The 24,711-nt window shown below is 62.6% G+C and carries 26 protein-coding genes and 1 tRNA gene; 4 read left to right on the top strand and 23 right to left on the bottom strand.

Features of this window, described 5'->3' with window-relative positions:
• The first annotated feature begins 62 nt into the window (after positions 1–62).
• Together plsY and dprA are read left to right on the top strand one after the other, a co-directional pair.
• A complete protein-coding gene (gene plsY / locus AC0L2L_RS06145) occupies positions 63–644 on the top strand; it encodes a glycerol-3-phosphate 1-O-acyltransferase PlsY (protein ID WP_473576876.1) in 582 nt (193 codons plus the stop codon).
• Positions 641–1,768, top strand: coding sequence for a DNA-processing protein DprA (gene dprA / locus AC0L2L_RS06140; RefSeq protein WP_473576874.1), 1,128 nt, complete (start codon positions 641–643; stop codon positions 1,766–1,768). The genes plsY and dprA overlap by 4 nt, the downstream gene beginning before the upstream one ends.
• A 31-nt stretch (positions 1,769–1,799) precedes the next feature.
• Here dprA and AC0L2L_RS06135 read toward each other — a convergent pair whose 3' ends face one another.
• The 3 genes from AC0L2L_RS06135 to AC0L2L_RS06125 form a co-directional block, all read right to left on the bottom strand.
• Positions 1,800–2,945: a hypothetical protein gene (locus AC0L2L_RS06135; protein ID WP_473576872.1), complete on the bottom strand. Its 1,146-nt coding sequence runs from the start codon at positions 2,943–2,945 to the stop codon at positions 1,800–1,802.
• A gap of 102 nt (positions 2,946–3,047) precedes the next feature.
• Complete coding sequence (locus AC0L2L_RS06130) at positions 3,048–3,248, bottom strand: hypothetical protein (protein WP_245273480.1); 201 nt, start codon at positions 3,246–3,248, stop codon at positions 3,048–3,050.
• Between the two features lie 123 nt (positions 3,249–3,371).
• Positions 3,372–3,447: transfer RNA gene (locus tag AC0L2L_RS06125), tRNA-Lys, on the bottom strand.
• A 408-nt stretch (positions 3,448–3,855) separates the two neighbouring features.
• Here AC0L2L_RS06125 and AC0L2L_RS06120 point away from each other — a divergent pair.
• Entirely contained in the window at positions 3,856–4,317 is a 462-nt protein-coding gene (locus AC0L2L_RS06120) for a BA14K family protein (RefSeq protein WP_473576870.1), read from the top strand.
• Between the two features lie 90 nt (positions 4,318–4,407).
• On the opposite strand, the gene AC0L2L_RS06115 is transcribed toward AC0L2L_RS06120, so the two are convergent.
• The 16 genes from AC0L2L_RS06115 to AC0L2L_RS06040 form a co-directional block, all read right to left on the bottom strand.
• Positions 4,408–4,884 carry a DUF6882 domain-containing protein gene (locus AC0L2L_RS06115; RefSeq protein ID WP_473576869.1) on the bottom strand — a complete coding sequence of 159 codons (477 nt, stop codon included), beginning with the start codon at positions 4,882–4,884 and terminating at the stop codon, positions 4,408–4,410.
• Positions 4,885–4,909: 25 nt separating this feature from the next.
• Positions 4,910–6,403, bottom strand: coding sequence for a glycerol kinase GlpK (gene glpK / locus AC0L2L_RS06110; RefSeq protein ID WP_473576867.1), 1,494 nt, complete (start codon positions 6,401–6,403; stop codon positions 4,910–4,912).
• A 91-nt stretch (positions 6,404–6,494) separates the two neighbouring features.
• The gene (locus AC0L2L_RS06105; protein WP_473576866.1) at positions 6,495–8,222 is read right to left on the bottom strand and encodes an ABC transporter substrate-binding protein; all 1,728 of its coding nucleotides are present in this window, start codon (positions 8,220–8,222) and stop codon (positions 6,495–6,497) included.
• Between the two features lie 76 nt (positions 8,223–8,298).
• On the bottom strand, positions 8,299–8,586 hold the full coding sequence (locus AC0L2L_RS06100) for a DUF2160 domain-containing protein (protein WP_027166274.1): 288 nt from the start codon (positions 8,584–8,586) through the stop codon (positions 8,299–8,301).
• A 3-nt stretch (positions 8,587–8,589) separates the two neighbouring features.
• Positions 8,590–9,498 (bottom strand): carbohydrate ABC transporter permease, encoded by a 909-nt coding sequence (locus AC0L2L_RS06095; protein WP_027166275.1) that lies wholly within the window; start codon positions 9,496–9,498, stop codon positions 8,590–8,592.
• A gap of 1 nt (position 9,499) precedes the next feature.
• Positions 9,500–10,366, bottom strand: coding sequence for a carbohydrate ABC transporter permease (locus AC0L2L_RS06090; protein ID WP_473576863.1), 867 nt, complete (start codon positions 10,364–10,366; stop codon positions 9,500–9,502).
• Positions 10,367–11,434 carry an ABC transporter ATP-binding protein gene (locus AC0L2L_RS06085; protein WP_473576862.1) on the bottom strand — a complete coding sequence of 356 codons (1,068 nt, stop codon included), beginning with the start codon at positions 11,432–11,434 and terminating at the stop codon, positions 10,367–10,369.
• Positions 11,435–11,444: 10 nt separating this feature from the next.
• Positions 11,445–12,524: an ABC transporter ATP-binding protein gene (locus AC0L2L_RS06080; RefSeq protein WP_473576860.1), complete on the bottom strand. Its 1,080-nt coding sequence runs from the start codon at positions 12,522–12,524 to the stop codon at positions 11,445–11,447.
• Between the two features lie 39 nt (positions 12,525–12,563).
• Positions 12,564–14,090, bottom strand: coding sequence for a glycerol-3-phosphate dehydrogenase (gene glpD, locus AC0L2L_RS06075; protein WP_473576859.1), 1,527 nt, complete (start codon positions 14,088–14,090; stop codon positions 12,564–12,566).
• Between the two features lie 126 nt (positions 14,091–14,216).
• Positions 14,217–14,984, bottom strand: a complete 768-nt coding sequence (locus AC0L2L_RS06070) for a DeoR/GlpR family DNA-binding transcription regulator (protein ID WP_027166280.1) — start codon at positions 14,982–14,984, stop codon at positions 14,217–14,219.
• A gap of 126 nt (positions 14,985–15,110) precedes the next feature.
• Positions 15,111–16,523, bottom strand: a complete 1,413-nt coding sequence (locus tag AC0L2L_RS06065; protein WP_473576857.1) for a pyridoxal phosphate-dependent decarboxylase family protein — start codon at positions 16,521–16,523, stop codon at positions 15,111–15,113.
• 103 nt (positions 16,524–16,626) lie between these two features.
• Positions 16,627–17,358, bottom strand: coding sequence for a proteasome-type protease (locus AC0L2L_RS06060; RefSeq protein WP_473576856.1), 732 nt, complete (start codon positions 17,356–17,358; stop codon positions 16,627–16,629).
• A gap of 32 nt (positions 17,359–17,390) precedes the next feature.
• Positions 17,391–18,185 carry a transglutaminase family protein gene (locus tag AC0L2L_RS06055; protein ID WP_473576855.1) on the bottom strand — a complete coding sequence of 265 codons (795 nt, stop codon included), beginning with the start codon at positions 18,183–18,185 and terminating at the stop codon, positions 17,391–17,393.
• A 21-nt stretch (positions 18,186–18,206) separates the two neighbouring features.
• Positions 18,207–19,148 carry an alpha-E domain-containing protein gene (locus AC0L2L_RS06050; RefSeq protein ID WP_027166284.1) on the bottom strand — a complete coding sequence of 314 codons (942 nt, stop codon included), beginning with the start codon at positions 19,146–19,148 and terminating at the stop codon, positions 18,207–18,209.
• Positions 19,149–19,236: 88 nt separating this feature from the next.
• Positions 19,237–20,649, bottom strand: coding sequence for a circularly permuted type 2 ATP-grasp protein (locus AC0L2L_RS06045; protein WP_473576853.1), 1,413 nt, complete (start codon positions 20,647–20,649; stop codon positions 19,237–19,239).
• A 168-nt stretch (positions 20,650–20,817) separates the two neighbouring features.
• Positions 20,818–21,054, bottom strand: a complete 237-nt coding sequence (locus AC0L2L_RS06040; protein ID WP_027166286.1) for an Lrp/AsnC family transcriptional regulator — start codon at positions 21,052–21,054, stop codon at positions 20,818–20,820.
• A 311-nt stretch (positions 21,055–21,365) separates the two neighbouring features.
• Here AC0L2L_RS06040 and AC0L2L_RS06035 point away from each other — a divergent pair, with 311 nt between their 5' ends.
• Positions 21,366–21,785 (top strand): DUF4864 domain-containing protein, encoded by a 420-nt coding sequence (locus AC0L2L_RS06035; protein WP_473576852.1) that lies wholly within the window; start codon positions 21,366–21,368, stop codon positions 21,783–21,785.
• Positions 21,786–21,789: 4 nt separating this feature from the next.
• On the opposite strand, the gene tgt is transcribed toward AC0L2L_RS06035, so the two are convergent.
• The 4 genes from tgt to AC0L2L_RS06015 are packed head-to-tail and all read right to left on the bottom strand — an operon-like array spanning position 21,790 to position 24,709.
• Positions 21,790–22,920, bottom strand: coding sequence for a tRNA guanosine(34) transglycosylase Tgt (tgt, locus tag AC0L2L_RS06030; RefSeq protein ID WP_473576851.1), 1,131 nt, complete (start codon positions 22,918–22,920; stop codon positions 21,790–21,792).
• Positions 22,913–23,182, bottom strand: coding sequence for a hypothetical protein (locus AC0L2L_RS06025; RefSeq protein WP_473576850.1), 270 nt, complete (start codon positions 23,180–23,182; stop codon positions 22,913–22,915). Before AC0L2L_RS06025 ends, tgt begins: the two co-directional genes overlap by 8 nt.
• A complete protein-coding gene (queA, locus tag AC0L2L_RS06020) occupies positions 23,172–24,260 on the bottom strand; it encodes a tRNA preQ1(34) S-adenosylmethionine ribosyltransferase-isomerase QueA (protein WP_473576849.1) in 1,089 nt (362 codons plus the stop codon). The genes AC0L2L_RS06025 and queA overlap by 11 nt, the downstream gene beginning before the upstream one ends.
• Complete coding sequence (locus AC0L2L_RS06015) at positions 24,260–24,709, bottom strand: DMT family transporter (protein ID WP_027166292.1); 450 nt, start codon at positions 24,707–24,709, stop codon at positions 24,260–24,262. The genes queA and AC0L2L_RS06015 overlap by 1 nt, the downstream gene beginning before the upstream one ends.
• Between the last annotated feature and the right edge of the window lie 2 nt (positions 24,710–24,711).

Genomic DNA, 24,711 nt, shown 5'->3' with positions numbered 1-24,711 from the left:
ACCAGGGTTGCATCACGCACAGTGAATCAATCATAGGGCGAGCGGAAGAATATGGGGGAAACATGATTTACGTGATCGCGCTCGTCTTCGGCTATCTCCTCGGCTCGATCCCGTTCGGGCTCCTGATCACCCGCGCGGCCGGTCTCGGCGACGTGCGCAACATCGGCTCTGGCAACATCGGCGCAACCAATGTGCTGAGGACGGGCAACAAGGGCCTTGCCGCCGCCACGCTGCTGCTCGATGCGCTGAAAGGCACGGCGGCCGCCCTGATCGCCGGGCACTTCTCGCCGGATCTCGGGCTTCTGGCCGGCTTCGGCGCGTTCCTCGGCCATCTCTTCCCGGTGTGGCTCGGCTTCAAGGGCGGCAAGGGCGTGGCAACCTATCTCGGTGTGCTGCTCGGGCTTGCCTGGCAGGGCATGCTTGTCTTCGCCGTCGTCTGGCTCGCCATGGCCTTCCTGTTCCGCTATTCGTCGCTCGCGGCGCTGACGGCAGCGGTGGTCGTGCCCGTCGCGCTCTATTTCGTCAGCACGCCGCAGATCGCCGGCCTGTTCGTGCTGATGAGCCTGATCGTCTTCATCAAGCATCGCGCCAACATCTCGAGGCTTCTCGCCGGTACCGAGGGCAAGATCGGGGCGAAGGGATGAGCGCGCCCGCCGCCGGCCCGCGCCTCAGCGACCGGCAGCGGCTTGCCTGGCTTCGCCTGATCCGCACGCCCAATGTCGGCCCTGCTTCTTTTCGCGAACTGATCAACCGTTTCGGCTCGGCCGAAGCCGCGCTCGAAATGCTGCCCGAGCTGATGATTTCCGGCGGCGCCAATCGTATCGTCCGCGTCCCTTCTGTCGCCGAAGCCGAAGCCGAGCTGGACGCCGCCCGGCGCGCCGGCGCCCGCTTCGTCGGCATTGGAGAAGCCGATTATCCGCCCCTGCTGAAGACGCTGGACAACCCGCCTCCGCTGCTCGCGATCAAAGGCGAAGGCGCGGTCTTCCGCTTGCCGGCCGTGGCCGTTGTCGGCGCCCGCAACGCCTCGCTTGCCGGCATCAAGATGGCGCGCATGCTGGCAGCCGACCTCGGCCGAGAAGGCTACGCCATCGTCTCAGGCCTGGCGCGCGGCATCGACACGGCCGCGCACAAGGGCAGCGTCTCGACCGGCACGGTCGGTGTGCTGGCCGGCGGGCTCGATGTCCCCTACCCGCCCGAGAATGCCGCCCTATGCGACGAGATCGCCGACCGCGGCGGCGCCATCGTTTCGGAGATGCCGTTCGGCTGGCAGCCGCGCGCCCAGGATTTTCCGCGCCGCAACCGGCTGGTCGCCGGCATGGCGCTCGGGCTGGTGGTGGTCGAGGCGGCGCAGCGCTCCGGCTCGCTGATCAGCGCGCGCCTCGCCAACGAGATGGGCCGGCTGGTCTTCGCCGTGCCGGGCTCGCCGCTCGATCCGCGCGCCGCCGGCTGCAACGCGCTGCTCAAGGACGGCGTCACGCTCGTCACAGAAGCCGCCGACGTGCTCGGCGCGCTGGCGCCGCTTGCCGGCACCCGCCCCCCGAGAACCGCGCCGCTTGCCGAGGCGCCCGACATATCGGCCATGCCGCCGCCCGCTGAAAGCGAGCGCGCCGACGTGCTGGAAGCGCTTGGACCCACGCCGGTCGCGGTGGACGATATCATCCGCCACACAGGACTAAGCGCCGCGCAGATCGCCATGGTGCTTCTGGAACTCGACCTGGCGGGACGGCTAGAGCGTCACGCCGGTGGGAACGTTTCGCTGGTCGCGTGACCTGCGGCATCAGCTTCGAGATCAGATCTCACTACCGAAACAGATATTTCGACACTTCCGGATTGCCGCGGCGCCACATCACATTGTCGAGGAAGTAGTGGTGCACGTTGATGAAGATCAGCACGATGAAGAAGAACAGCGAGGAGCCGAGGACTTGGCTGTCGTATGGGATCAGGGCGGTCAGCACGAACGGGATCAGCCAGAAGCCGAGATAGCCAAGGGCCGCTCCCCCGACGACGAAACCCAGCACCCGCAGCCGGTAACGCGGCCCGAATACCGATAGTATTTTCGGCTCCGGCTCCCGCGCGGCATCCGAGACGTCACGCTCGACGTTGGTCTGATAGCGCCAGACCACGGCAAGGTATTGCAGCGAGTGGAGCGCGGGCACCACGAGCAGCCAGAGCGGGTTTATCCTCGCAATCAGGATCCAGAGATAGAGCGACGCAACATAGGCCACGATGCCATTGTAAGGCAGGCCGCCGCCATTTCTTCGCCAGCGGTTGACCAGCATCAAAAGCGTGACCGCCGTCGATCCGACGGCCGCCAGCACGGCGATGTCGGTGATCCAGGATGGCGCCGCGAAGGTGTAATATTGAAGGCCGTAATACTGGCCCCTCGTCACTGCCGTGTTCGTCTGCAGCCAGGCCAGGATCCACACCGCGTAGCTGTTGACCAGCAGCACTTTCTTGTCCCGGCCATCGAAGAATTTGCGCTTCAGCACGGCGTCGACCATCAGCATGCCGTAGCCCTGCTTGACGTAGTGCCAGCCGACGAAGAAGAACATGGCATTGGCAGCAAATCCGAGCAGCCGCGTATTCGACGTCGCAGCGCCATAGGCAAAGAACAAGGCCATGACCGCCGGAACGATGATTCCGGCGAAAAAGTAGCGAAGCTGCAGGCTCCTGTCGTACCCGTCGCCACGTACCTTGCGGCCGAAATTGCGATAGAAAATCTGGTAGGAATGGGCGAAGTGCGGATAGTTCACCCCATAGGCCACAACGACCATCGTCGCGGCCAACGGGCCTTCATAGTCGCGCGGCACCAAGAACAGCACCGGCAGGATAAGAAAAGCGCTGCCGCCGAGCATGAGGAAATCGGCGACCGGACCGAAGAGATATCTGCCGGGCGGCGTCGCCGCCTTGGGGGCACGGGCATCTACCGAAAGGTCAAGTGTCATCCTGGAGCCTCCTTCGGAGGCCCCGAGTTTAACCACGACCCTGTCCAGGGACAAGGTTGCGTCGGTCGTGCTTGGCCGGTTGGAAAAGTCACGCTGCCAGCCTTACGCGGTGGGGGCGATCTTCATCAGCCGCTTTCTGGCCTCGGCCACCCGCCTTTGTTCCGACCTTATACGGCCGCACAGCGCAAGGTTGATCCCGACGCCACAGGCTTCGTCCAGCATTTCTTTTGCGTGATTGAGCGAAATCTCTGCGCGCTTCACGCGCTGCCTGGCTCTGGCCAGTTCCAAGTTCAGTACGTCCACTGTCCGCATCCTGAATTACGGTCCCTTCGAACGGGGAACTGCCGCGGATGGCCTTTGGTTCCATCCGGATTTGGAAGCCTCAATAGATTTGATCTTGGTATCTATTTGAGTTTTTTGGATAATTGGTGAGCGCGATGGGATTCGAACCCATGACCTACTGATTAAAAGTCAGTTGCTCTACCGGCTGAGCTACGCGCTCCCGCAGGCTCGAAACGCCGCCCTTGAAAGTGCGCGGAACATAGGGAGAGTGCCGCGGCCGGTCAACCGGAAAAAGATGGCCTGCAAATCCTGCTTTTTCGCGACATCAAGGTCCCTTCTAACCGTTCGTGGAAAAGCCAGACAGTCCTCCGCCGGGGGCCGAAAATGGCCCCACGGCAAGGCCGGAAGGGAGACGCTTCGGTCGCGCGTGTGGCGTCGATCAGCTTCACGCGACGCACTTTAAGTTCTTGTTTTCATGCATGTTATTACCCAGGCCCGCCGCGCGCCCATTGGGCGGTATCCGGCAAGATGACTTGAACGGCGGCTTGGCGTTTTGGCGGAACAATTGCAACCGCTGCCCGTTTTTTCTCCCACAGAGGACGGCAACCAACCCTTCAAGGAGAAGATCATGAACACGATCGCATCGGGTCTGTTGGCAACCGTGCTATCGGCTTCGTTCGCAGCAGCGGAGATCGTGCCTGTCAACGCCCAGCCGAATTATGTGCCGCAGGGCCAGGACCTCTCGAATATCCAGACCGTGCAATACCAAGACTGGCGGAAGCGCCGTGGTTTCAATCGCTCCCGTGAAGGCATGTATTCACGCAACGGCGGCATGTATTGGAACGGCCATCGCGGCTATCGCGAATATCACCGCGGCTATCGCCGTCATGGCGACTATTGGTTCCCGCTGGCTGCTTTCGCCACCGGCGCGCTGATCACCGGCGCCATCGTCAACAGTGAGAACAACCGCGTGTACCGCGGCAACTCGCATGTCCAATGGTGCTATGACCGGTACCGCTCGTATCGCGCCTCGGACAACACCTTCCAGCCTAACAACGGCCCGCGTCAGGAGTGCGTTTCGCCCTACTGACGGCCTCCAGTCAGTACCCAGGGTCGTTGAGAGAGCCCGTGCCTCGAAAGGCAGGGGCTCTCTGCATATGCGAGCCAGACTTCAGGCGCATCAGTTTGCCCATCCAATACTTTTGAAAACCAGATACAGAGCGCCGCCTTCGCCTCGCGGGGAGCGGTAAGCTCCAAGCGCATTGCAAACACGAACCATCGCCGCGGTCAGTTCCCAGCCCAGCGACTCCAGGTCACCGCTCGTATCGATCACGTATGCCTGTGCCAGGTCGTCTATGCCCTTTTCCTCACCGAAGGACCGAACCAGCTTCGCGTCGCCGAGGAGGTCGCCAGGCAAGTTGGAATTGGCCCAAGCCCATAGCCAGTTGTCGGCCTTGGCGCTGGTGGAGCCCGCAATCTGGATTTTCGAAACGACCTTGACGCCACCCTGGTCGGAGAACACCAGATTTCCGGCCGTCAAGTCGTAGTCATAGCGCGACCAACTGCCGAGACGGAAATCCTTCTCCAGGCGCGCGTTCTTGGCGTTGAGCTGTTCGAAGGCCTCATCACGCCAGTCAGGATACCAATCCGGCTGCATTCCCCCTCGCCCGGTTCAGCAATCGCTATTGCACACTCAATGTCCGTCGCACCGCATCGCGCCAACCTGCCAGTTTTGCCGAGCGTGTGGAAGCATCCATCTCCGGCCTGAAGCGCCGTTCGAGCGCCCAGCTCCTGGCGAATTCCTTTGCCTTCGGCCACACGCCCGCCTTGGAGCCGGCGAGCCAGGCGGCACCCAAGGCTGTCGTCTCCAGGATCGTCGGGCGGTCGACCGGCGCGTCGAGAATGTCGGCGAGCCGCTGCATGGTCCAGTCGGAAGCCACCATGCCGCCATCGACCCTGAGCACTGTCTTGGCCGAAGTCGCCTTCCAGTCCTTGCGCATGGCGTCGAGAAGATCGCGGGTCTGGTAGGCGACGGATTCAAGCGCGGCATGCGCGAACTCCGCCGGGCCCGAATTGCGCGTCAGCCCGAAGATGGCGCCGCGGGCGTCCGCGTCCCAATGCGGCGCGCCAAGGCCGACGAAGGCCGGCACCAGATAGACGGCTTGCGCCGGATCGGCGGTGGCCGCGAGCGCGCCACTCTGCTCGGCCTTGCCGATGACCTTGATGCCGTCACGCAACCACTGCACGGCGGCGCCCGCAATGAAGATCGAGCCCTCCAGCGCATAGGTGGTCTTGCCGTTCAGCCGGTAGGCGATGGTGGTGAGCAGCCTGTTTTTCGAGCGCACCAGGTCGGCACCCGTGTTGAGCAGCGCGAAACAGCCGGTGCCGTAGGTGGATTTCATCATGCCGGGCTGGAAGCAGGCCTGGCCGATGGTGGCTGCATGCTGGTCACCGGCGACGCCGAGTATTTTCATCTCGGCGCCGAAGAGGCTCTTCTCGGTGACGCCGAAATCATCGGCGCAGTCCTTCACCTGCGGCAGGATCGCGGCCGGTATGTTCAGGATCGAGAGCAACTCGTCGTCCCAGACATTCTTCTCGATGTTGTAGACCAGCGTGCGCGAGGCATTGGTGGCGTCGGTTGCGTGCACCTTGCCGGCGGTCAGCCGCCATATGAGGAAACTGTCGATCGTGCCGGCGAGCAATTCGCCCTTCTCGGCACGCTTCCGCGCGCCTTTCACCTTGTCCAGCATCCAGGCGATCTTGGTGCCGGAGAAATAGGGATCGAGCAGCAAGCCGGTCTTCTTCGTGAATGTCTTCTCCAGCCCCCGCTTTTTCAGCTTCTGGCAGAGCGATGCCGTGCGCCTGTCCTGCCAGACGATGGCGTTGTGGATTGGCTTGCCCGTCGCCTTGTCCCAGATGACCACTGTCTCGCGCTGGTTGGTGATGCCGATCGCCGCCACATCCGATGCCGTGCGGCCGGCGGCCTTCAGGGCCGCTTTCACCGTGGCGAGAACGCTCGCCCAGATGTCTTCCGGGTCATGCTCGACCCAGCCGGAAGCCGGATAATGCTGCGTGAATTCCTGCTGGCCGGTGCCGGCGACTTTCATCTTGTCGTCGAACAGGATCGCCCGGGTCGATGTCGTTCCCTGGTCGATGGCCAGCACAAAACCGCTCATTCCGCTTCCTCCACTCCTCATGCAACAGGGGAGACGGCAAAGCCGCCTCCCCCGCATTTCTTACGCGAGCGAGCCCGCCCACGTCATGCAGTTACTTCTGCCAGCTCTTGACCAGTTCGTCATAGTTGACGGTGACCGGCTTTTCCTTCTCGTTCTCGATCTTCAGCTGAGGAGCGAGATTGCCTTTCTTGACCGCGTCGGCGTTCCAGTAGGCCAGGTCATGCTCTTCGGCCATCTTCGGGCCGATATCGCCCTGGACGCCCGATTTCTCGATGCGGGTCATGACCTTTTCTTGCTCGGCGCAGAGCGAGTCCATGGCTTCCTGCGCCGTCTTGGCGCCCGACGACGCATCGCCGATCGCCTGCCACCAGAGCTGAGCCAGCTTCGGATAGTCGGGCACGTTGGTGCCGGTCGGCGACCACTGGACGCGGGCCGGCGAACGATAGAACTCGATCAGACCGCCGAGCTTCGGAGCGCGCTCGGTGAAGCTCTTGTCATGGATCGTGCTCTCGCGGATGAAGGTCAAGCCGACATGGCTCTTCTTCACGTCGACCGTCTTCGAGGTGACGAACTGCGCATAGAGCCAGGCGGCCTTGGCGCGGTCGTCCGGCGTCGACTTCATCAGCGTCCAGGAACCCACGTCCTGGTAGCCGAGCTTCATGCCGTCCTTCCAGTAGACGCCGTGCGGCGACGGCGCCATGCGCCACTTCGGCGTGCCGTCGTCGTTCAGCACCGCCTTGGCGCCGGCATCGACCATCGAAGCGGTGAAGGCGGTGTACCAGAAGATCTGCTGCGCGACCGCGCCCTGCGCCGGCACCGGGCCGGATTCGGAGAAGGTCATACCCTGGGCTTCGGCCGGTGCGTAGGCCTTCAGCCAGTCGAGGTACTTCTGGATCGAGTAGACGGCGGCCGGACCATTGGTGTCGCCGCCGCGCGCCGTGCAGGAGCCGACAGGACGCGAATTCTCGTCGACCTTGATGCCCCATTCGTCGACGGGCAGACCGTTCGGAATGCCCTTGTCGCCATTGCCGGCCATGGACAGCCAGGCGTCGGTGAACCGCCAGCCGAGCGACGGGTCCTTCTTGCCGTAGTCCATGTGGCCATAGACCTTCTTGCCGTCGATCTCGCGGCCGGTGAAGAACTCGGCGATGTCCTCATAAGCCGACCAGTTGACGGGAACGCCGAGGTCGTAGCCGTATTTGGCCTTGAAGTCGGCCTTGTTCTTCTCGTCGTTGAACCAGTCGTAGCGGAACCAGTAGAGGTTCGCGAACTGCTGGTCGGGGAGCTGATAGAGCTTCTTGTCGGGCGCCGTCGTGAACGACGTGCCGATGAAATCCTTCAGATCGAGGTTCGGATTGGTGACATCCTTGCCCTCATTCGCCATCCAGTCGGTCAGGTTGCGCACCTGCTGGTAGCGCCAATGCGTGCCGATCAGGTCGGAGTCGTTGACCCAGCCGTCATAGAGGTTCTGGCCGGTCTGCATCTGGGTCTGGATCTTCTCGACGACGTCGCCTTCCTGGATGACGTCATGCGTGACCTTGATGCCGGTGATGGCGGAGAAGGCCGGTGCCAGCACCTGTGACTCGTACTGATGGGTGGCGATGGTTTCCGAGACGACCTTGATGTCCATGCCGGCGAACGGCTTGGCTGCGTCGATGAACCACTGCATTTCCTTTTCCTGGTCGGCGCGTGGAAGCGTCGACAGGTCACCTATCTCCTTGTCGAGAAAGGCTTTTGCCTCGTCCATTCCGGCATAGGCGTGACCCGCTCCGACCAATAGGGCAAGGGCGGTCGTCGATATTAGAAATTGCCGTCGCATGTGTCTCCTCCAGACTTTCGGTTTCAAGTTCGATCCGGGCGGCCGCCAGCACGCGGCCGCTCCGGCAATTCCCCCTCTATACGTATCGGAACACGCCAATGGCGTAGACCACGGAGAGAGCGAGAGCCCACCACAGGTTGGGTCCGACAAGACCCAGCCAAGCGAGATGGATGAAGGCGCTGCCGAGCAGCGACAGGAAAAGACGGTCGCCGCGCGTCGTCTCGAAGCGCAGCACGCCGATGCGCGGATTGCCGCCCGGCGAGACATATTCCCAGACGCCCATGCCGCACAGCATCAGCGCGATGACGATGAAGAAGGCGGCCGTCGGCCACGTCCACGCCATCCAGGAGAAGTCGAGGTTCATGGCTTAGACCCTCCCCAGGGCAAAGCCCTTGGCGATATAGTTTCGCACGAACCAGATGACCAAGGCGCCGGGGATCAGCGTCAGCACGCCGGCGGCGGCGAGCAGGCCCCAGTCCATGCCGGCGGCCGAGACCGTGCGGGTCATGGTGGCGGCGATCGGCTTGGCGGCGGTCGTGGTCAGCGTGCGCGCGATCAAGAGCTCCACCCAAGAGAACATGAAGCAGAAGAAGCAGGCGACGCCGATGCCGCTGGCGATCAGCGGCATGAAGATCTTGACGAAAAAGCGCGGGAAGGAATAGCCGTCGATATAGGCTGTCTCGTCGATTTCCTTGGGCACGCCGGACATGAAGCCTTCGAGGATCCACACCGCCAGCGGCACGTTGAACAGGCAGTGCGCCAGCGCCACCGCGATATGCGTGTCGATCAGGCCGAAGGCCGAATAGAGCTGGAAGAACGGCAAAGCGAACACCGCCGGCGGCGCCATGCGGTTGGTGAGCAGCCAGAAGAACAGGTGCTTGTCGCCGAGGAAGCGGTAGCGCGAGAAAGCATAGGCCGCCGGCAGCGCGACCGCCACCGATATCACCATGTTCATCACCACATAGGTGATCGAGTTGATGTAGCCCGAGTACCAGGAGGCATCGGTGAAGATGGTGCGATAGTTTGCCAATGTCGGATTATGCGGGAACAGCGTCAGCGACGAGACGATCTCCGCATTGGTCTTGAAGCTCATGTTGATGAGCCAGTAGATCGGCAGCAGAAGCACGATGATGTAGATCGTCGGCACGATCCACCACCAGCGCGATTCCTCGCCGCGGCGGCGCATCAGCTTCGCCACCTCGTCCTGCGACAGCGTGCTGCCGACCTCGGTGATCGCCGCTTCGCTTACGCGTGTCGTCTCGTTGGCGCCCGCCATATCAGCGCTCCGCGTCGTAGTTGGTCATCACGGTGTAGAACACCCACGACAACAACAGGATGATCAGGAAATAGATCAGCGACATGGCCGCCGCCGGACCGAGATCGAACTGGCCGAGTGCCGTCTTGACCAGGTCGATCGACAGGAAGGTCGTTGAATTGCCGGGGCCGCCGCCGGTGACGACGAAGGGCTCGGTATAGATCATGAAGGAGTCCATGAAGCGCAAAAGCACCGCGATCAGAAGCACGCGCTGCATCTTCGGCAGTTGGATGTAGCGGAACACCGCCCAGCGCGAAGCGCCGTCGATCTTGGCCGCCTGGTAGAAGGCGTCGGGGATAGAGACCAGGCCGGCATAGCAGAGCAGCACGACCAGGCTGGTCCAGTGCCAGACATCCATGATGATGACGGTGACCCAGGCGTCGATCGGGTCCTGCACATAATTGTAGTCGATGCCGAGCGCGTTCACGTAGTAACCGAGCAGGCCGATGTCGTTTCGGCCGAACACCTGCCAGATCGTGCCGACCACGTTCCACGGAACCAGAAGCGGCAGCGCCATCAGCACCAGGCAGACCGGCACGCCCCAGCCCTTCTTCGGCATGTTGAGCGCGATGAAGATGCCAAGCGGCACCTGGATCGCCAGGATGATGAAGGAGAAGAGCAGGTTGCGCACCATCGCTTCCCAGAAGCGGTCGGAGTGCAGCAGCTCCTCGAACCATTCCGTGCCGGCCCAGAAGAAAACGTTGTTGCCGAACGTGTCCTGCACCGAATAATTGACGACCGTCATCAGCGGGATGACGGCCGAGAACGCCACCAGCACCAGCACCGGCAGGACGAGGAACCAGGCCTTGTTGTTCCAGGTCTTGTCCATCTAAGCCCCCATCTCGACGCGCCAGGAATCGGCATAGATGTTGATGCCAGCCGGATCGAAGCGGACTTTCGGTTCGGCGGGAACCTCGTCGTCCTCACTGATGACGGCCGCGATCTCCTTACCCTCGAGATTGGCGCGCACGACCTTGTGGCGGCCGACGTCCTCGACCTTGCTGACCTGCACAGCCATGCCTTCACGGCCGAGCCGCACATATTCCGGCCGGATACCGAGCTCGACGGCGCCGGCCCCGGCCTTGGGTACGCCGGGCAGTTCGATGCGCTGCGCACCGAGTTTCGCCGTCCTGCCTTCGAGCGATACCGGCAGCACGTTCATGCCGGGCGAACCGATGAAATAGCCGACGAAGGTGTGGCTCGGGCGCTCGAACAGTTCCGCCGGCGTGCCGATCTGCACGATGCCGCCGTCATACATGACCACGACCTGGTCGGCGAAGGTCAGCGCCTCGGTCTGATCGTGGGTGACATAGACCATAGTGTAGCCGAAGCGGCGATGCAGTTGCTTCAACTGCGAGCGCAGCACCCACTTCATATGCGGGTCGATGACGGTCAGCGGCTCGTCGAACAGGATGGCGTTGACGTCGGAGCGCACCAGGCCGCGGCCAAGCGAGATTTTTTGCTTCTGGTCGGCCGTCAGCCGGCGCGCCTTCCGGTTCGCCATAGAGGCGAGATCGATCATGTCCAGCGTCTCGCGCACCTTGCGGTCGACGTCCGCCTCCGGCACGCGGCGATTGCGCAGCGGGAAGGCCAGATTGTCGTAGACGGTCATCGTGTCGTAGATGACCGGGAACTGGAACACCTGCGCGATATTTCGCTCCTGCGTCGACAGATTGGTCACGTCCCGGCCGTTGAACAGCAATTTGCCGTGCGAGGGGTGCAGCAGTCCCGAAATGATGTTGAGCAAGGTCGTCTTGCCGCAGCCCGACGGCCCGAGCAGCGCATAGGCGCCGCCATCCTCGAAGGTGTAATGCACCTCCTTCAGCGCGAAATCCTGGTCCTTCTGCGGGTTGGGCAGGTAGGAGTGGCGGATATGGTTGACCTCGATGCGCGCCATGGTTTGCTCCTCAGGCCGCCAGCTTCGACGCCGTCACGGCACGGCCGTTCTGGTCGAAAACCATGATGTGGCGCGGATCGATGTACACCTCGACTTCGTCGTCCGTCTCGAAGTCGAGGATGCCATGCGCAAGCATCACCCAGCGCGCATCGGCGAAGTCGAGATGGACGAAGCTTTCCGAGCCGGTGATCTCGGTGATGGTGACCTTCGCCCGCACCGGCACGGCGCTGGCGTTCGGTCGCTCCAGCGACAGATGATGCGGCTGGAAGCCGATCGTGTAGCTCGCGTCCGGAGAGAGGGTGAGCTCCGGCGGCACCGGCAGCTTGACGCCGCCTTCGAGCAGGAAGTCCGGGCCCTTCTTCGAGAGCACGATGGTGTTGAGCGGCGGATCGGCGAAGGTCCGTGCCGTCATCAGGTCGACCGGTTTGCGGAACACTTCGACGGTCGGGCCAAATTGCGTGACGCGGCCTTCCGAAAGTGTAGCCGTATTGCCGCCCAGAAGCAGCGCCTCGTGCGGTTCGGTGGTGGCATAGACGAAGATGGTGCCGGCAGCGGCAAAGATCTTCGGCAGCTCGGCCCGCAATTCCTCGCGCAGCTTGTAGTCGAGATTGGCCAAAGGCTCGTCGAGCAGCACCAGGCTGGCATTCTTGACGATGGCGCGGGCAAGCGCGGTGCGCTGCTGCTGGCCGCCGGACAGGCTGAGCGGCGTGCGGTCGAGATAGGGTGTGAGCTTCAGCAGAGCCGCGGCGTTGCGCACCTCCTTGTCGATCCTGGCTTGGTCGACGCCTGCAACCCGAAGCGGCGAGGCGATATTCTCGTAGACCGTCATCGCCGGATAGTTGATGAACTGCTGGTAGACCATGGCGACGTTGCGCTTCTGCACCTTCTGTCCGGTCACGTCCTTGCCGTCGAACCACACCGAGCCGGAGGTCGGCGCATCGAGACCGGCCATCAGCCGCATCAGGCTGGTCTTGCCGGAAAGCGTCGGTCCGAGCAGGACATTCAGCGAGCCGTGCTGAAGCGTCAGCGACACGTCGCGGATATGCTCCTGCGCGCCGACCGTCTTCGTCACGTTCCTCAGCTCCAACATCACGCCTCCTCCCAGGCCTTGCGCATCAGCGGCAGATCTTCATTCCGCGGCCGCGACATGACGGCTGCTCAGTCCACGCATGAATTCTTCCAGTGAAGCCGTCTGCTCGCGGCTGAAATGCAGGCCGCGCTTGGTGCGGCGCCACAGCACGTCCTCGGCGGTGACCGCCCATTCATTTTCAGCCAGGTAGCGGACTTCCGCCTCAAAGAGGTCGGCGCCGAAATTGCGGCCGAGATCGGCGTTCGACCTGGCGAGCCCGAGCAGCTTTTCCGCGCGCGTGCCGTAAAGCCGGGTGAACCGGCGCGCCAGCCGCTGGTCGAGGAACGGATAGGTGTTCTTGAGCCTCGCGACCTGGGCATCGAAACCGGTCGCCGGAAAATCGCCGCCCGGCAATGGCGCGTCATGCGTCCACGGCTTGCCGCGCTTGCCGAGAAACCCTTCGATCTTCTCCAGCATCGATTCCGCCAGCCGGCGGAAGGTCGTGATCTTGCCCCCGAAGGCGTTGAGCAAGGGGGCGGCGCCCTCCCCGCCATCGGCCTTCAGAACATAGTCGCGCGTCGCCTCCTGCGCCTTCGAGGCGCCGTCGTCATACAGCGGGCGCACCGCCGAATAGGTCCAGACGATGTCGGAGCGTTTCACCGGTTGCGCGAAATATTCGCTTGCCGCGGCGCAGAGATAGTCGATCTCGGTATCGGATATCTTCACGTCATGCGGATCGCCGGGATAGTCTCGGTCGGTGGTGCCGATCAGGGTGAATTCTTCCTCGTAAGGAATGGCGAAGATGATGCGACCGTCCTTGTTCTGGAAGAAATAGGCGCGTGGATCGTCGAACTTCTTGTTGATGACGATATGGCTGCCCTGCACGAGGCGGACATTGTGGACGTCGTTCTGGCCGACGGCGGTCGAGAGCACGTGATCGACCCACGGGCCGGCGGCGTTGACCAGAAGCCGCGCGCGAACCTCCTCGGTCTCACCGGTAAGCACATTTTGCACTTTTATAGTCCAAAGCGCGCCGTCGCGCCGCGCGCTGACAACCCTGGTGCGGGTGCGGACAATGGCGCCCCGGTCGGCGGCGTCGCGGGCGTTCAGCGCCACCAGGCGCGCATCGTTGACCCAACCGTCGGAATATTCGAATGCCTTGCGGAACAATGGTTTGAGCGGCTTGCCCGCCGGATCGCTAGCCATGTCCAGCGTCTTCGTCGCCGGCAGCAGCTTGCGCCCGCCGATGTGATCGTAGAGGAAAAGTCCGAGCCGGATCAGCCAGGCGGGCCTGAGACCCTTGGCGTAAGGCAGCACGAAGCGCATCGGCCAGATGATGTGCGGCGCGTTCTTCCACAGAATCTCGCGCTCCATCAGCGCTTCGCGCACCAGCCGGAACTCGTAGAATTCGAGATAGCGCAGCCCGCCATGGATCAGCTTGGTCGAGCCTGACGAGGTTCCGCTGGCCAGATCGTTCATCTCGGCGAGGTATACCGAAAATCCGCGGCCGACGGCGTCGCGGGCTATGCCGCAGCCATTGATGCCGCCGCCGATGACGAAAATGTCATGGATCGGAGATGCGTCCAAAAGTTCCTCCAACGATTTCGCATTGCACCATTTTTTTGTTTTACGAAACCGTAGCGGAATTATTTCGAACTCAAACCGAATGTCAAACGAAATATCACGGCTGCGTGAGTCAGCCGCGACAGGAGCCTATTCCAGCGCTGTCTCGATCAGCCGGACCTCGGTCTCCTCGCAGATCCTGCGGATCGAGGCGATCTCGCAACGATCGGTGATGAAGGTATTCACCTGCGAAAGATGGCCGATGCGAACCGGCGCCGTGCGCTCGAACTTGGTCTGGTCGGAGACCAGAATGACATGGCGGGCATTGGCGATGATGGCCTGCGCCACCTTCACCTCGCGGAAATCGAAGTCGAGCAGCGCGCCGTCATGGTCGATCGCCGAGGCGCCGATGACGGCGTAGTCGACCTTGAACTGGCGGATGAAATCGACCGCCGCCTCGCCGACGACGCCGCCGTCGGAGCCGCGCACCACGCCGCCTGCGATCACCACCTCGATCGTAGGATAGATGCGCATCCTATTGGCGACATTGATGTTATTGGTAATAACCATGAGCCCGCTATGGTCGAGCAACGCCTTGCTGACGGCCTCGGTCGTGGTGCCGATATTGATGAACAGCGAGGCATTGTCGGGGATCAGTCTTGCCGCGGCGCTACCGATCGCTTCCTTCTCGTCGGCGGCGATCTTGCGCCGCGCCTCATACTCCATGTTCTCGATGCCGGACGGGAACAGCGCGCCGCCATGGATCCGTGTAAGCAGGCGCTGATCGCACAGATCGTTGAGGTCCTTGCGGATGGTCTGCGGCGTGACGTTGAAATGCGTCGCAAGGTCATCGACCAGCACCCGGCCATGGTCTTTCGCCATCTGGATGATTTCGGCATGGCGTGGCGAAAGAAACATCCGGTATCCTCCCATTTTCGTTTTTTCCGTCTATATCGGAAAACGAAAGCGAAGAAAAGGCATAAGCCGGCTAACGAAAATCATATGATTGCGAAAGGCAAACCAGTGCGTAACACGTTTGCTGCCTCAGGATGGGCGCCGGGCAATCTCGGTTATGACGTCGAACGCCGCATCGACATCAGCTGCAGTCGATTCGAACTGGCCGGCCTGGAAGCGGATCGCCACGCGCCCATCGACCCGTGTTTGCGTCAGGTAAATGCGCCCATCGGCATTGATGGCATCGACCATGTACAGATTGTGCTCGTCAGGATCGATGCCCGCTGCCGCGCGATGCCGGAACGAGAAAAGCGACAGCATCGGCTCGCTACTGATCTCGAAATCCGTTTCCTTGGCCAGCCGTGCGGCAAGCCCTTCGCTCCAGGCGACATGGTTGCGGATCATGGTGCGCAAGCCTTCGAGCCCATGCGCGCGCAGCAGGAACCAGAGTTTCAGCGCGCGGAAGCGGCGCCCCAGCGGCACCGACCATTCCGAATAGTTGATGATGCCGTCATGGCCGCGCGTCTTCAGATAGTCCGGCTTGATCGCCAGCGTGCGCACCAGGTCTTCCGGCTGGCGCACGAACTGGATCGAGCAATCGAACTGGGCGCCGAGCCATTTGTGCGGATTGAAGACAATCGAATCGGCGCCTTCGACGCCGGCCCAGAAATGCCGGTATTCCGGACAGATCATCGCCGATCCCGCCCAGGCTGCGTCGACATGCAGATAGAGTCCATGCCGTTTCGCGACAGCCGCTACGGCCGCAATGTCGTCTGTGCCGCCCGTGCTGGTACCGCCGACGCAGGCGATGATACCGGCAGGCAACATGCCGGCTTTGCGATCGGCGATGATCGCTACCTCAAGCGCCGTCGTATCCATCGCACGGAAGCGTCCGACAACCGGGATGCGGACGAGGTTTTCCTCACCGATGCCGGAGACCCAGATGGCGCGGTCGATCGATGTATGGACCTGGTCGGAGGAATAGATGCGCAGCCTGCCCAGCCCCGCCAGGCCCTTTTTGTTGCCCTGCCAGTCGAGCGTCCGCTCGCGCATTGTGAGCACGGCGGCAAGCGTCGCCGACGACGCCGAATCCTGGATGACGCCGGAAAAGCCTTCCGGCAGGCCAAGCGCCTGGCGCATCCAGTCGACGATGCGTGTCTCCAGTTCGGTCGCCGCGGGCGAGGTTTGCCACAGCATGCACTGCGCCGCCATTGCCGAGACCAGATATTCCGCCACGACCGAAACCGGCGCCGCATTGGCCGGGAAATAAGCGAAGAAACGCGGATGCTGCCAATGCGTCATGCCCGGCACGATCTTCGCTTCAAAATCGGCGAAGATCTTTTCCATCGGCTCGGGCATTTCGGGTGGCGAGGCCTCGATACTCTCAAAAATCTCCCCCGGCGCGCTTGCCGGCCGCACCGGGCGGTCGCGCAGGCCGGCGCGGTAATCGACGCCCCAATCGGCCGCCCGCCTCGACCAGTCGCGGAATTCCTCATTGTCCATATTTTCCTCCCACCAGCCGCTCGGATGTGCCGGCCAGCCGAACGGTTCTCAGCTTTTGCTTAACATGTTAAATATAACGAAGCAACGGTGGTATCGACAGGCCCTACCCCGGAAAATCCGGCAGATTTGAAAAGGCGACTTTCAGCGCGCTGGACCAGCCGTCGGAAATGGTGCGGTAATAAGGATCGTCCTGGGCGATCCGCCGGTTCAGCCCGACCTTGAACGCATCCTTTTCCAGGAACAGCAGATCGAGCGGCAACCCGACCGAAAGATTGGATTTCAGCGTCGAGTCGAAGGAAACCAGAAGCAGCTTCACCGTCTCGGCCAGGCTCATCGCCCGGTCATAGGCACGGATGATGATCGGCTTGCCGTATTTGGTCTCGCCGATCTGGAAGAACGGCGTGTCGTCGGTCGATTCGATGAAATTGCCTTCCGGATAGATCATGAACAGCCTCGGCGGGCTGCCCTTGATCTGGCCGCCGAGGATGAAGGAGGCATTGAAATAGGAATCCGCCTTCTCGCCGTCCGGCGACGCATGCGCGATCACTTCCTTGACCGTGTCGCCGACCAGCCGCACCGTCTGGTACATGGACGGCGTCTCGAGCAGCTTCTCGTGGCGGTCGCTGACCGCCTTGTTGCGCTCGTCGAGCAGGCTGACCACGGCCTGCGTCGTGGCAAGGTTGCCCGCCGACATCAGCACGATGACACGCTCACCGGGCTGTTCCCAGACGTGCATCTTCCTGAAGGTCGAGATCGAATCCATGCCGGCATTGGTACGCGTGTCCGACATGAACACGAGGCCGCGATCGATCTTGAGGCCGACACAATAGGTCATGGCATATCTTCTGGCACAGAATCTTGCGGAGATTACTGCTCTACCGTGACGGTGACGGCAAGCTTCTCTTGCGCCTGCCCCAGCAGTATCCCCGACACGGGCGAGGCATCGCGGTAGTCGCGCCCCGTCGCCACCCGCACATAGCGCTCGTCGGGAGAGATACCGTTCGCCGGGTCAAAGGCAACCCATCCAAGCCCTACGACATAGGCTTCGGCCCAGGCGTGGCTGGCCGCCTGCTCGACGGTCGCATCCATCATCAGATAGCCGCTGACATAGCGGGCCGGAAAGCCGAGCACCCCGGCCGCGGCGATGAAGATGTGGCTGTGGTCCTGACAGACGCCGGACTTCAGCGCCAGGGCTTCCTCGGCCGGCGTCACGACGCTGGTCGTGCCCGGTCTGTAGGTGACCCGTTCGCTGATAGCCCCCATCAGCCGGTGCAGCCGCTCGATCTCGGTTCCCTGGCCGAGCATGCCGGCGAGTTCACGTATGCCCGCGCCGGCGGTGGTGAGTTGCGTCTGCTGCGCGAACAGCCAGAGCGGCGCGAAGCCCTGATGCGGGCCCGTTATGCCTGCCGTGTCATGCGTGGTCACTTCTCCTGCAGCCTCGACAGTGATCGTGCTGTGGCCGCTCTCGGCGCTCACCAGCCGCGTGTCGTTGCCGAAATGGTCGGTAAAGCGCACCTCCTCGCGCGCGCCTTCTACCTTGATCGTCCAGGAGCCGACGGTCTGTGTGCGCCCACTCATGGGCAGCAGGCGCAGCCGCTGCAGCAGATACTGTACCGGCGCATCGTAATGATACTCGGTGCGATGGGAGATCTTGAGCCGCATGACGCCCGCCCTCAGCTCTACTCAATTGAACCGGTAATCCTGGGCGATCTCGTCGCCCAGCCTGGTGTTGTCGCGAATGAACTCGGCCAGGAACTCGTGCAGGCCGTGGTCGAATATATCCTTGATCGAGCCCTTCTTGAGCAGTGTCTGGATTTTGTCGGCCGTGCCATGGCATGCATGGCGCTCGCCATAATCGTCGGCGAGGAATTTCAGGTGCTCGCCGAGGAAGCGGTAGCAGAAGGTCAGCGAGCGCGGCATGCGCACATTGAGGATCAGATAGTCGGCAATATTCGTCGGCTTGTAGTCGGCTTCATAAACCCAGCGATAGGAGCGGTGCGCCGACACCGAGCGCAGGATCGACTCCCATTGGTAGTTGTCCAGCGTCGAGCCGACCCAGGAAAGCGACGGCAGCAGCACATAGTATTTCACGTCGAGGATGCGCGCCGTGTTGTCGGCGCGTTCGACATAGGTGCCGAGCTGCGAGAAATCGAAAATCTCGTTGCGCAGCATCGTGCCGTAGAACGAACCGCGGATAAGCGCCGTCTCGCGCTTGATGGCATCGAGCACCGTCGGCAGGTCGCGCTCGTCGATCGGCCGTGCCAGCATGCGCTTCAGCGACATCCAGGCTTCGTTGATGCTTTCCCAGGTCTCGCGCGTCAGCGCCGTTCGCACCATGCGGGCATTGTTGCGCGCCGTCTCGATCGACGACATCGTGCTCGACGGGTTCGAGATGTCGCGCAGCAGGAAGTCGGAGACGTTTGCAGCCGTATAGTCCTGATATTTCTGGGAAAAAGTGACGTCAGAGCCGGCGCTGAGCAGTACCGAGTTCCATTCCTCCGACGCGCTCTGCGTGCGCGTCAGCGCCATGCGCAGTCCCGCATCGACGAGGCGCGCCATGTTTTCGGCCCGCTCGATATAGCGGTTCATCCAGTAAAGACCGTTTGCGGTGCGGCCGAGAAGCATGTCAGGCCCCTAGGGCTAGCGAATAGAGAGTAGCGAATAGCGAATAGGGAAGAGTGCGTTTCATGATTGTTGCGTCTCCCTGCCCGGCTCAGTCATCGAGTACCCACGTATCCTTTGTGCCACCCCCTTGTGAGGAATTGACCACCAAGGAACCCTCCTTCAGGGCAACGCGCGTCAGGCCGCCGGGCACGATCTGGATGCGATCCGAAACAAGCACATAGGGCCTTAGGTCGACATGGCGCGGTGACAGGCCCTTTTCGGTCAGGATAGGGCAGGTTGACAACGCCAGCGTCGGCTGGGCGATGTAGTTCGATGGCTTGGCCGCCAGCTTCTTGGCAAAATCCTGGCATTCCTTCTTGGTCGCCGCCGGGCCGACCAGCATGCCGTAACCGCCGGACCCGTGCACTTCCTTGATGACGAGTTCGTGGATGTGCTCGAGCACATATTTGAGGCTGTCCGGCTCCGAGCAGCGCCAGGTCGGGATGTTGCCGAGGATCGCCTTGCGGCCGGTGTAGAACTCGACGATCTCCGGCATATAGGAATAGATCGCCTTGTCGTCGGCGATGCCGGTGCCTGGCGCATTGGCGATGGTGATGTTGCCGGCGCGGTAGACATCCATGATGCCCGGCACGCCAAGCGCGGAGTCCGGGCGGAAAGTCAGCGGATCGAGGAAATTGTCGTCGACGCGCCGGTAGAGCACGTCGATCTGCTTGTAGCCCTCGGTCGTTCGCATCGCGACATGGCCGTCGACGACGCGCAGATCCTGCCCTTCGACAAGCTGCACGCCCATCTGGTCGGCAAGGAAGGCATGTTCGAAATAGGCCGAGTTGTAGGAACCCGGCGTAAGCACAGCGATGGTCGGCGCGCCCTTGGTGCTTTGCGGCCTCACCGCGGCGAGCGACTGGCGCAGAAGCTGCGGATAGTCCTCGACCGGCCGCACCTTGATCTTCTGGAACAGCTCCGGGAAGAGCTGCATCATCGTCTCGCGGTTCTCCAGCATGTAGGAGACGCCGGAGGGTGTACGGGCATTGTCTTCCAGAACGTAGAATTCGTTCTCCGAGATGCGCACGATGTCCACGCCGATGATATGGGTATAGACGCCGGCCGGCGGCCTGACGCCGATCATCTCGGGCAGGAAAGCCTCGTTCTTGGCGACAAGCTCCCTCGGCACGCGCCCGGCGCGCAGAATCTCCTGGCGATGGTAGATGTCGTCGAGAAAGGCGTTCAGCGCCTGAACGCGTTGCTCGATGCCTTGCGTCAGCCGGCGCCATTCCTGGCCGGCAAGGATGCGCGGCACGATGTCGAAAGGTATCAGCCGCTCGGAAGCTTCCTGCTCGCCATAGACGGCGAAGGTGATGCCGGTCTTGCGGAAGACGCGCTCGGCATCCTGCATTTTCTGGGTAAGCCTGGCTGGGTCCTGCTCCTTCAGCCAGCGATCGTAAGCCTCATAAGGTCTTCTCAATCCGGAGACTTCCGGAAGCATTTCGTCGAACGCTGCCAATCGCGTACTCCCCTCTGAGAGCATTTCACTGGCCTCGCCGGAGAAAATCAAGCGCAATCGATGATTTAGGAAGCCGTGGTGGCCACTCTATGCAAATTGCCTAAGATTAAGGCAGCGCGGCCGATGCCAGGTCAGGCCATGCCTTGCGGTCGGGCAATCGCCTCCCGATCAAAACGCTCGGAAGGTGACGATGGTGAAGGTGTCCTTGATTCCAGGCAGAATCTGCACCCGCTCGTTGACGAAGTGGCCGACATCCTCCTCGTCATCGACATAGAATTTGGCGAGCAGGTCGTAATTGCCGGCGGTCGAGTAGATTTCGGAAGCGATCTCGGCATCGGCGAGCGCGCTGGCGACCTCATAGGCCTTGCCCAGATCGCACTTTATCTGCACGAAAAACGCCTTCATGTGCCGGTCCTGTCAGTCTAAGCGAACAAGCGGCCCTTGTGGCAGACTGCCGCCCGCCTTTCAAGCATCGCGCGCTACGCGCCCCCAAGAGTGCCCAATCGTGCCTCCTGGCGCTTAAAGCGCGTCGCGCTGAGACAGGTTCAGGCGACGCGCTTTAAATCTTTGTTTTGATGCATGTCGTTGTCCCAGAACCGCAGCACACTTCTGGGCGACATGCATTAATGGCGAAATCTTCGGACATCGATGAAACCAGGTCGCGCCGCGGCGCGTATGTTAGAGTGCGTTCGCCAAGCGAATTCCGGAGGCAGGCCATGCGCCGCGCATTGTTCGCATTAGCTCTTGTTCCAATGCTGATAGCCTCGCTTGCCTTCGCCGGCGATGCTGACGTCAAGGCCGCGCAGACGGTCATCGACAGCCAGCTGAAGGCCTTCATCGCCAACGACGGCGCCGCCGCCTACAGCTTCGCGGCGCCGAACGTGAAGCAGATCTTTCCGACCGTCGACACCTTCATGAACATGGTGACGAACGGCTACGCGCCGGTGCGAAAGCCTCAATCCTATTCCTTCGGCAAGGTCGAGCAGACCGGGCCTGGTTCGATCGTCCAGCAGGTGCTGATCGTCGGGCCCGACGGCAAGGACTATGAGGCGGTCTATACGCTGCAGCAGCAATCCGACGGCAGTTTCAAGATCACCGGCTGCAGCCTGCGCGCCTCGACCTCGGTCAGTGCCTGAGGCGTCACAGCGCCGGAATATCGCCCCGCGCCCAGCCTTCTGAAATCTCCGCAGCCCGCGCCTCAAATGCCTGAGCCTCGATGGCCGCCCGGATGTCCTGCATCAGCTTCTGATAGTAGGACAGGTTGTTCCAGGTCAGCAGCATGGCGCCGAGCGATTCCTGCGATCGCACCAGATGATGCAGATAGGCGCGTGAATAGTCGCGTGCGGCCGGGCAATCGCTTTCCTCGTCGAGCGGCCTCGGATCGTCGGCATGGCGGGCGTTTCTGAGATTGACTTTGCCTCGGCGCGTATAGGCCAGGCCGTGGCGGCCGGCGCGGGTCGGCATCACGCAGTCGAACATGTCGATGCCGCGCGCCACCGATTTCAATATATCGTCGGGCGTGCCGACGCCCATCAGGTAGCGCGGTCTGTCGGCCGGCAGTTCCGGGCAGGTGATGTCGAGCATCTCCAGCATCACCGATTGCGGCTCGCCGACCGCCAGCCCACCGACGGCATAGCCTTTAAGCTCCATCGCCTTCAGCGCCTGCGCCGAACGCACACGCAAGGCCGCGCTGTCGCCGCCCTGGACGATGCCGAACATCGCCTTACCCGGCTGGTCGCCGAACGCCACCTTGCAGCGCTCAGCCCAGCGCAGCGACAATTCCATCGCCCGCTCGATCTCCGTGGGCTTGGCCGGAAGCGCGGTGCATTCGTCGAGCTGCATCTGGATGTCGGAATCGAGCAGCCCCTGGATCTCGATCGACCGCTCCGGCGACATTTCGTAAGCCGCGCCGTCGATATGCGAGCGGAAGGTGACGCCCTTTTCGGTGAGCTTCCTCAGCTTCGACAGCGACATCACCTGGAAGCCGCCGCTGTCGGTCAGGACCGGGAATGGCCAGCGCGCGAATTCATGCAGGCCACCAAGCTTCGCGACGCGCTCGGCGCCCGGCCGCAGCATCAAATGATAGGTGTTGCCGAGGATGATGTCGGCGCCGACGCCACGCACCTGGTCCATATACATGGCCTTGACGGTGCCGCCGGTGCCGACCGGCATGAAGGCCGGCGTGCGGATCTCGCCGCGCGGCATCGAGACAAGGCCGCGCCGCGCCTTGCCGTCGGTGGCGAGCAGCTTGAAGGAGAAAATTTCAGCCATCGAATTCCTTGTCGTGCACCGGCGCGCCGGGCGCCTGCTCGTCGAGCGACTGCCGGTAGCGGATGCAGCCGCGCATGAATTTCGGCCAGGGCGGCACCGCGATCGCCGGCTCGGTCTTTTCCGGCAGCAGGTCCCAGAGATCCGGGTGATGCCAGCACAGATCGTGGCCGGTCGCATCGCGGTGCGCGCGGATACCGGCGCGCAGCTTCTTCACTTCCGCGATCAGGGTATCGCGGTCCATGCCGTCGAGATCATCGTCCATCGCTCGTCTCCGCTCGGAAAAGCAGGCTGGCGTCCCCATAGGAGTAGAACCTGTAGCGGCTCTCGACGGCATGCGCATAGGCCGAACGCATCGTCTCCAGACCGCTGAAGGCCGAGACCAGCATGAACAACGTCGAGCGCGGCAGATGGAAATTGGTCATCAGCATATCGGCTGTTCGAAAACGATAGCCGGGCGTGATGAAGATATCGGTCGGCCCGGACCAGGGCTCGATGCCGCCGTCTTCGCGCGCCGCGCTCTCAAGCAGGCGCAGCGATGTGGTGCCGACGGCGATGATCCGCCCTCCCCGCGCCTTGGCCGCGTTGAGCGCCTCCGCCGTGTCCGGGCTCACCGAGCCGGTCTCGGCATGCATCTTGTGATCGGCCGTGTCGTCGGCCTTCACCGGCAGGAAGGTGCCGGCGCCGACATGCAGCGTGACGAAACGGCGCTCGATCCCCTTGGCGTCGAGCGCGGCAAAGAGCTCCGGCGTGAAATGCAGGCCGGCGGTGGGTGCAGCGACCGCACCCTCTTCCTTGGCATAGATTGTCTGGTAGTCTGCGCGGTCGCGATCGTCGTCATCACGCTTCGAGGCGATATAGGGCGGCAGCGGGATATGGCCGACAGCATGCAGCGCTTCGTCGAGAAATGGCCCGGAGAGATCGAAGCCGAGCAGCGCCTCGCCCGCTTCGCCTTTCTCGATCACCGTGGCGTCAAGCTGGCCGAGGAAACAGGAATTGCCGTCATGGCCGAAATGGATGCGGTCGCCGGCGGCAATGCGCTTGCCCGGCCGCATGAAGGCCCGCCAGCGGTCGGGCGCCACGCGCATATGCAGTGTCGCGTCGACCTGCGCCACGGCTTCGCCACGCCTGCGAAGGCCCTTCAGCTGTGCCGGGATGACCTTGGTATCGTTGAAAACCAGCACGTCGCCTTCGCGAAGCAGCGACGGCAATTCGCTGACGGTGCGGTCCTGCGGCGTTTCGCCCGGTTTGACGACCAATAGCCTGGCGCTGTCGCGCGGCTCCGCCGGGCGAAGCGCTATGCGCTCTTCCGGCAGGTCGAAGTCGAACAGGTCGACGCGCATCAGTAGAGCCGGATGAGCAGCGCCCCGGCAAGCAGCAGCACGGCGCCGGCGACGCGGCCAAGCGAGATTTCGCGCACCGCCACGCCAAGGAATCCGGCGCGATCGATCAGCATGCCGGCAATCAGCTGGCCGGCGACCAGGAAGGCCATCAGCGCCGCCGCGCCGATACGCGGTGTGAGGATCGTCGACAGCGTCACGTAGAAGCCGCCGAGCATGCCGCCCGCGATGAACAGCCAGGGCGCCGGCGCCTTCCAGTCGAGCGAAATGCCCTGCAGCTTCACCACCGAGATGGAGATGATGCCGAGGACGATGGCGCCGGACAGGAAGGAGAACGCTGCGGCCGCCACGGGAAGGCCGAGGCCCTTCGCCAATTGCGAATTGATCGGCGCCTGGATGGCGATGAAGGCGCCGGACAGGATGCCGAGCAGGGACCAGACTGCGCCCATCATCG

The sequence above is a fragment of the Mesorhizobium sp. WSM4832 genome (assembly GCF_055811115.1).
This window is presented reverse-complemented; position numbering and strand designations above follow the sequence as displayed.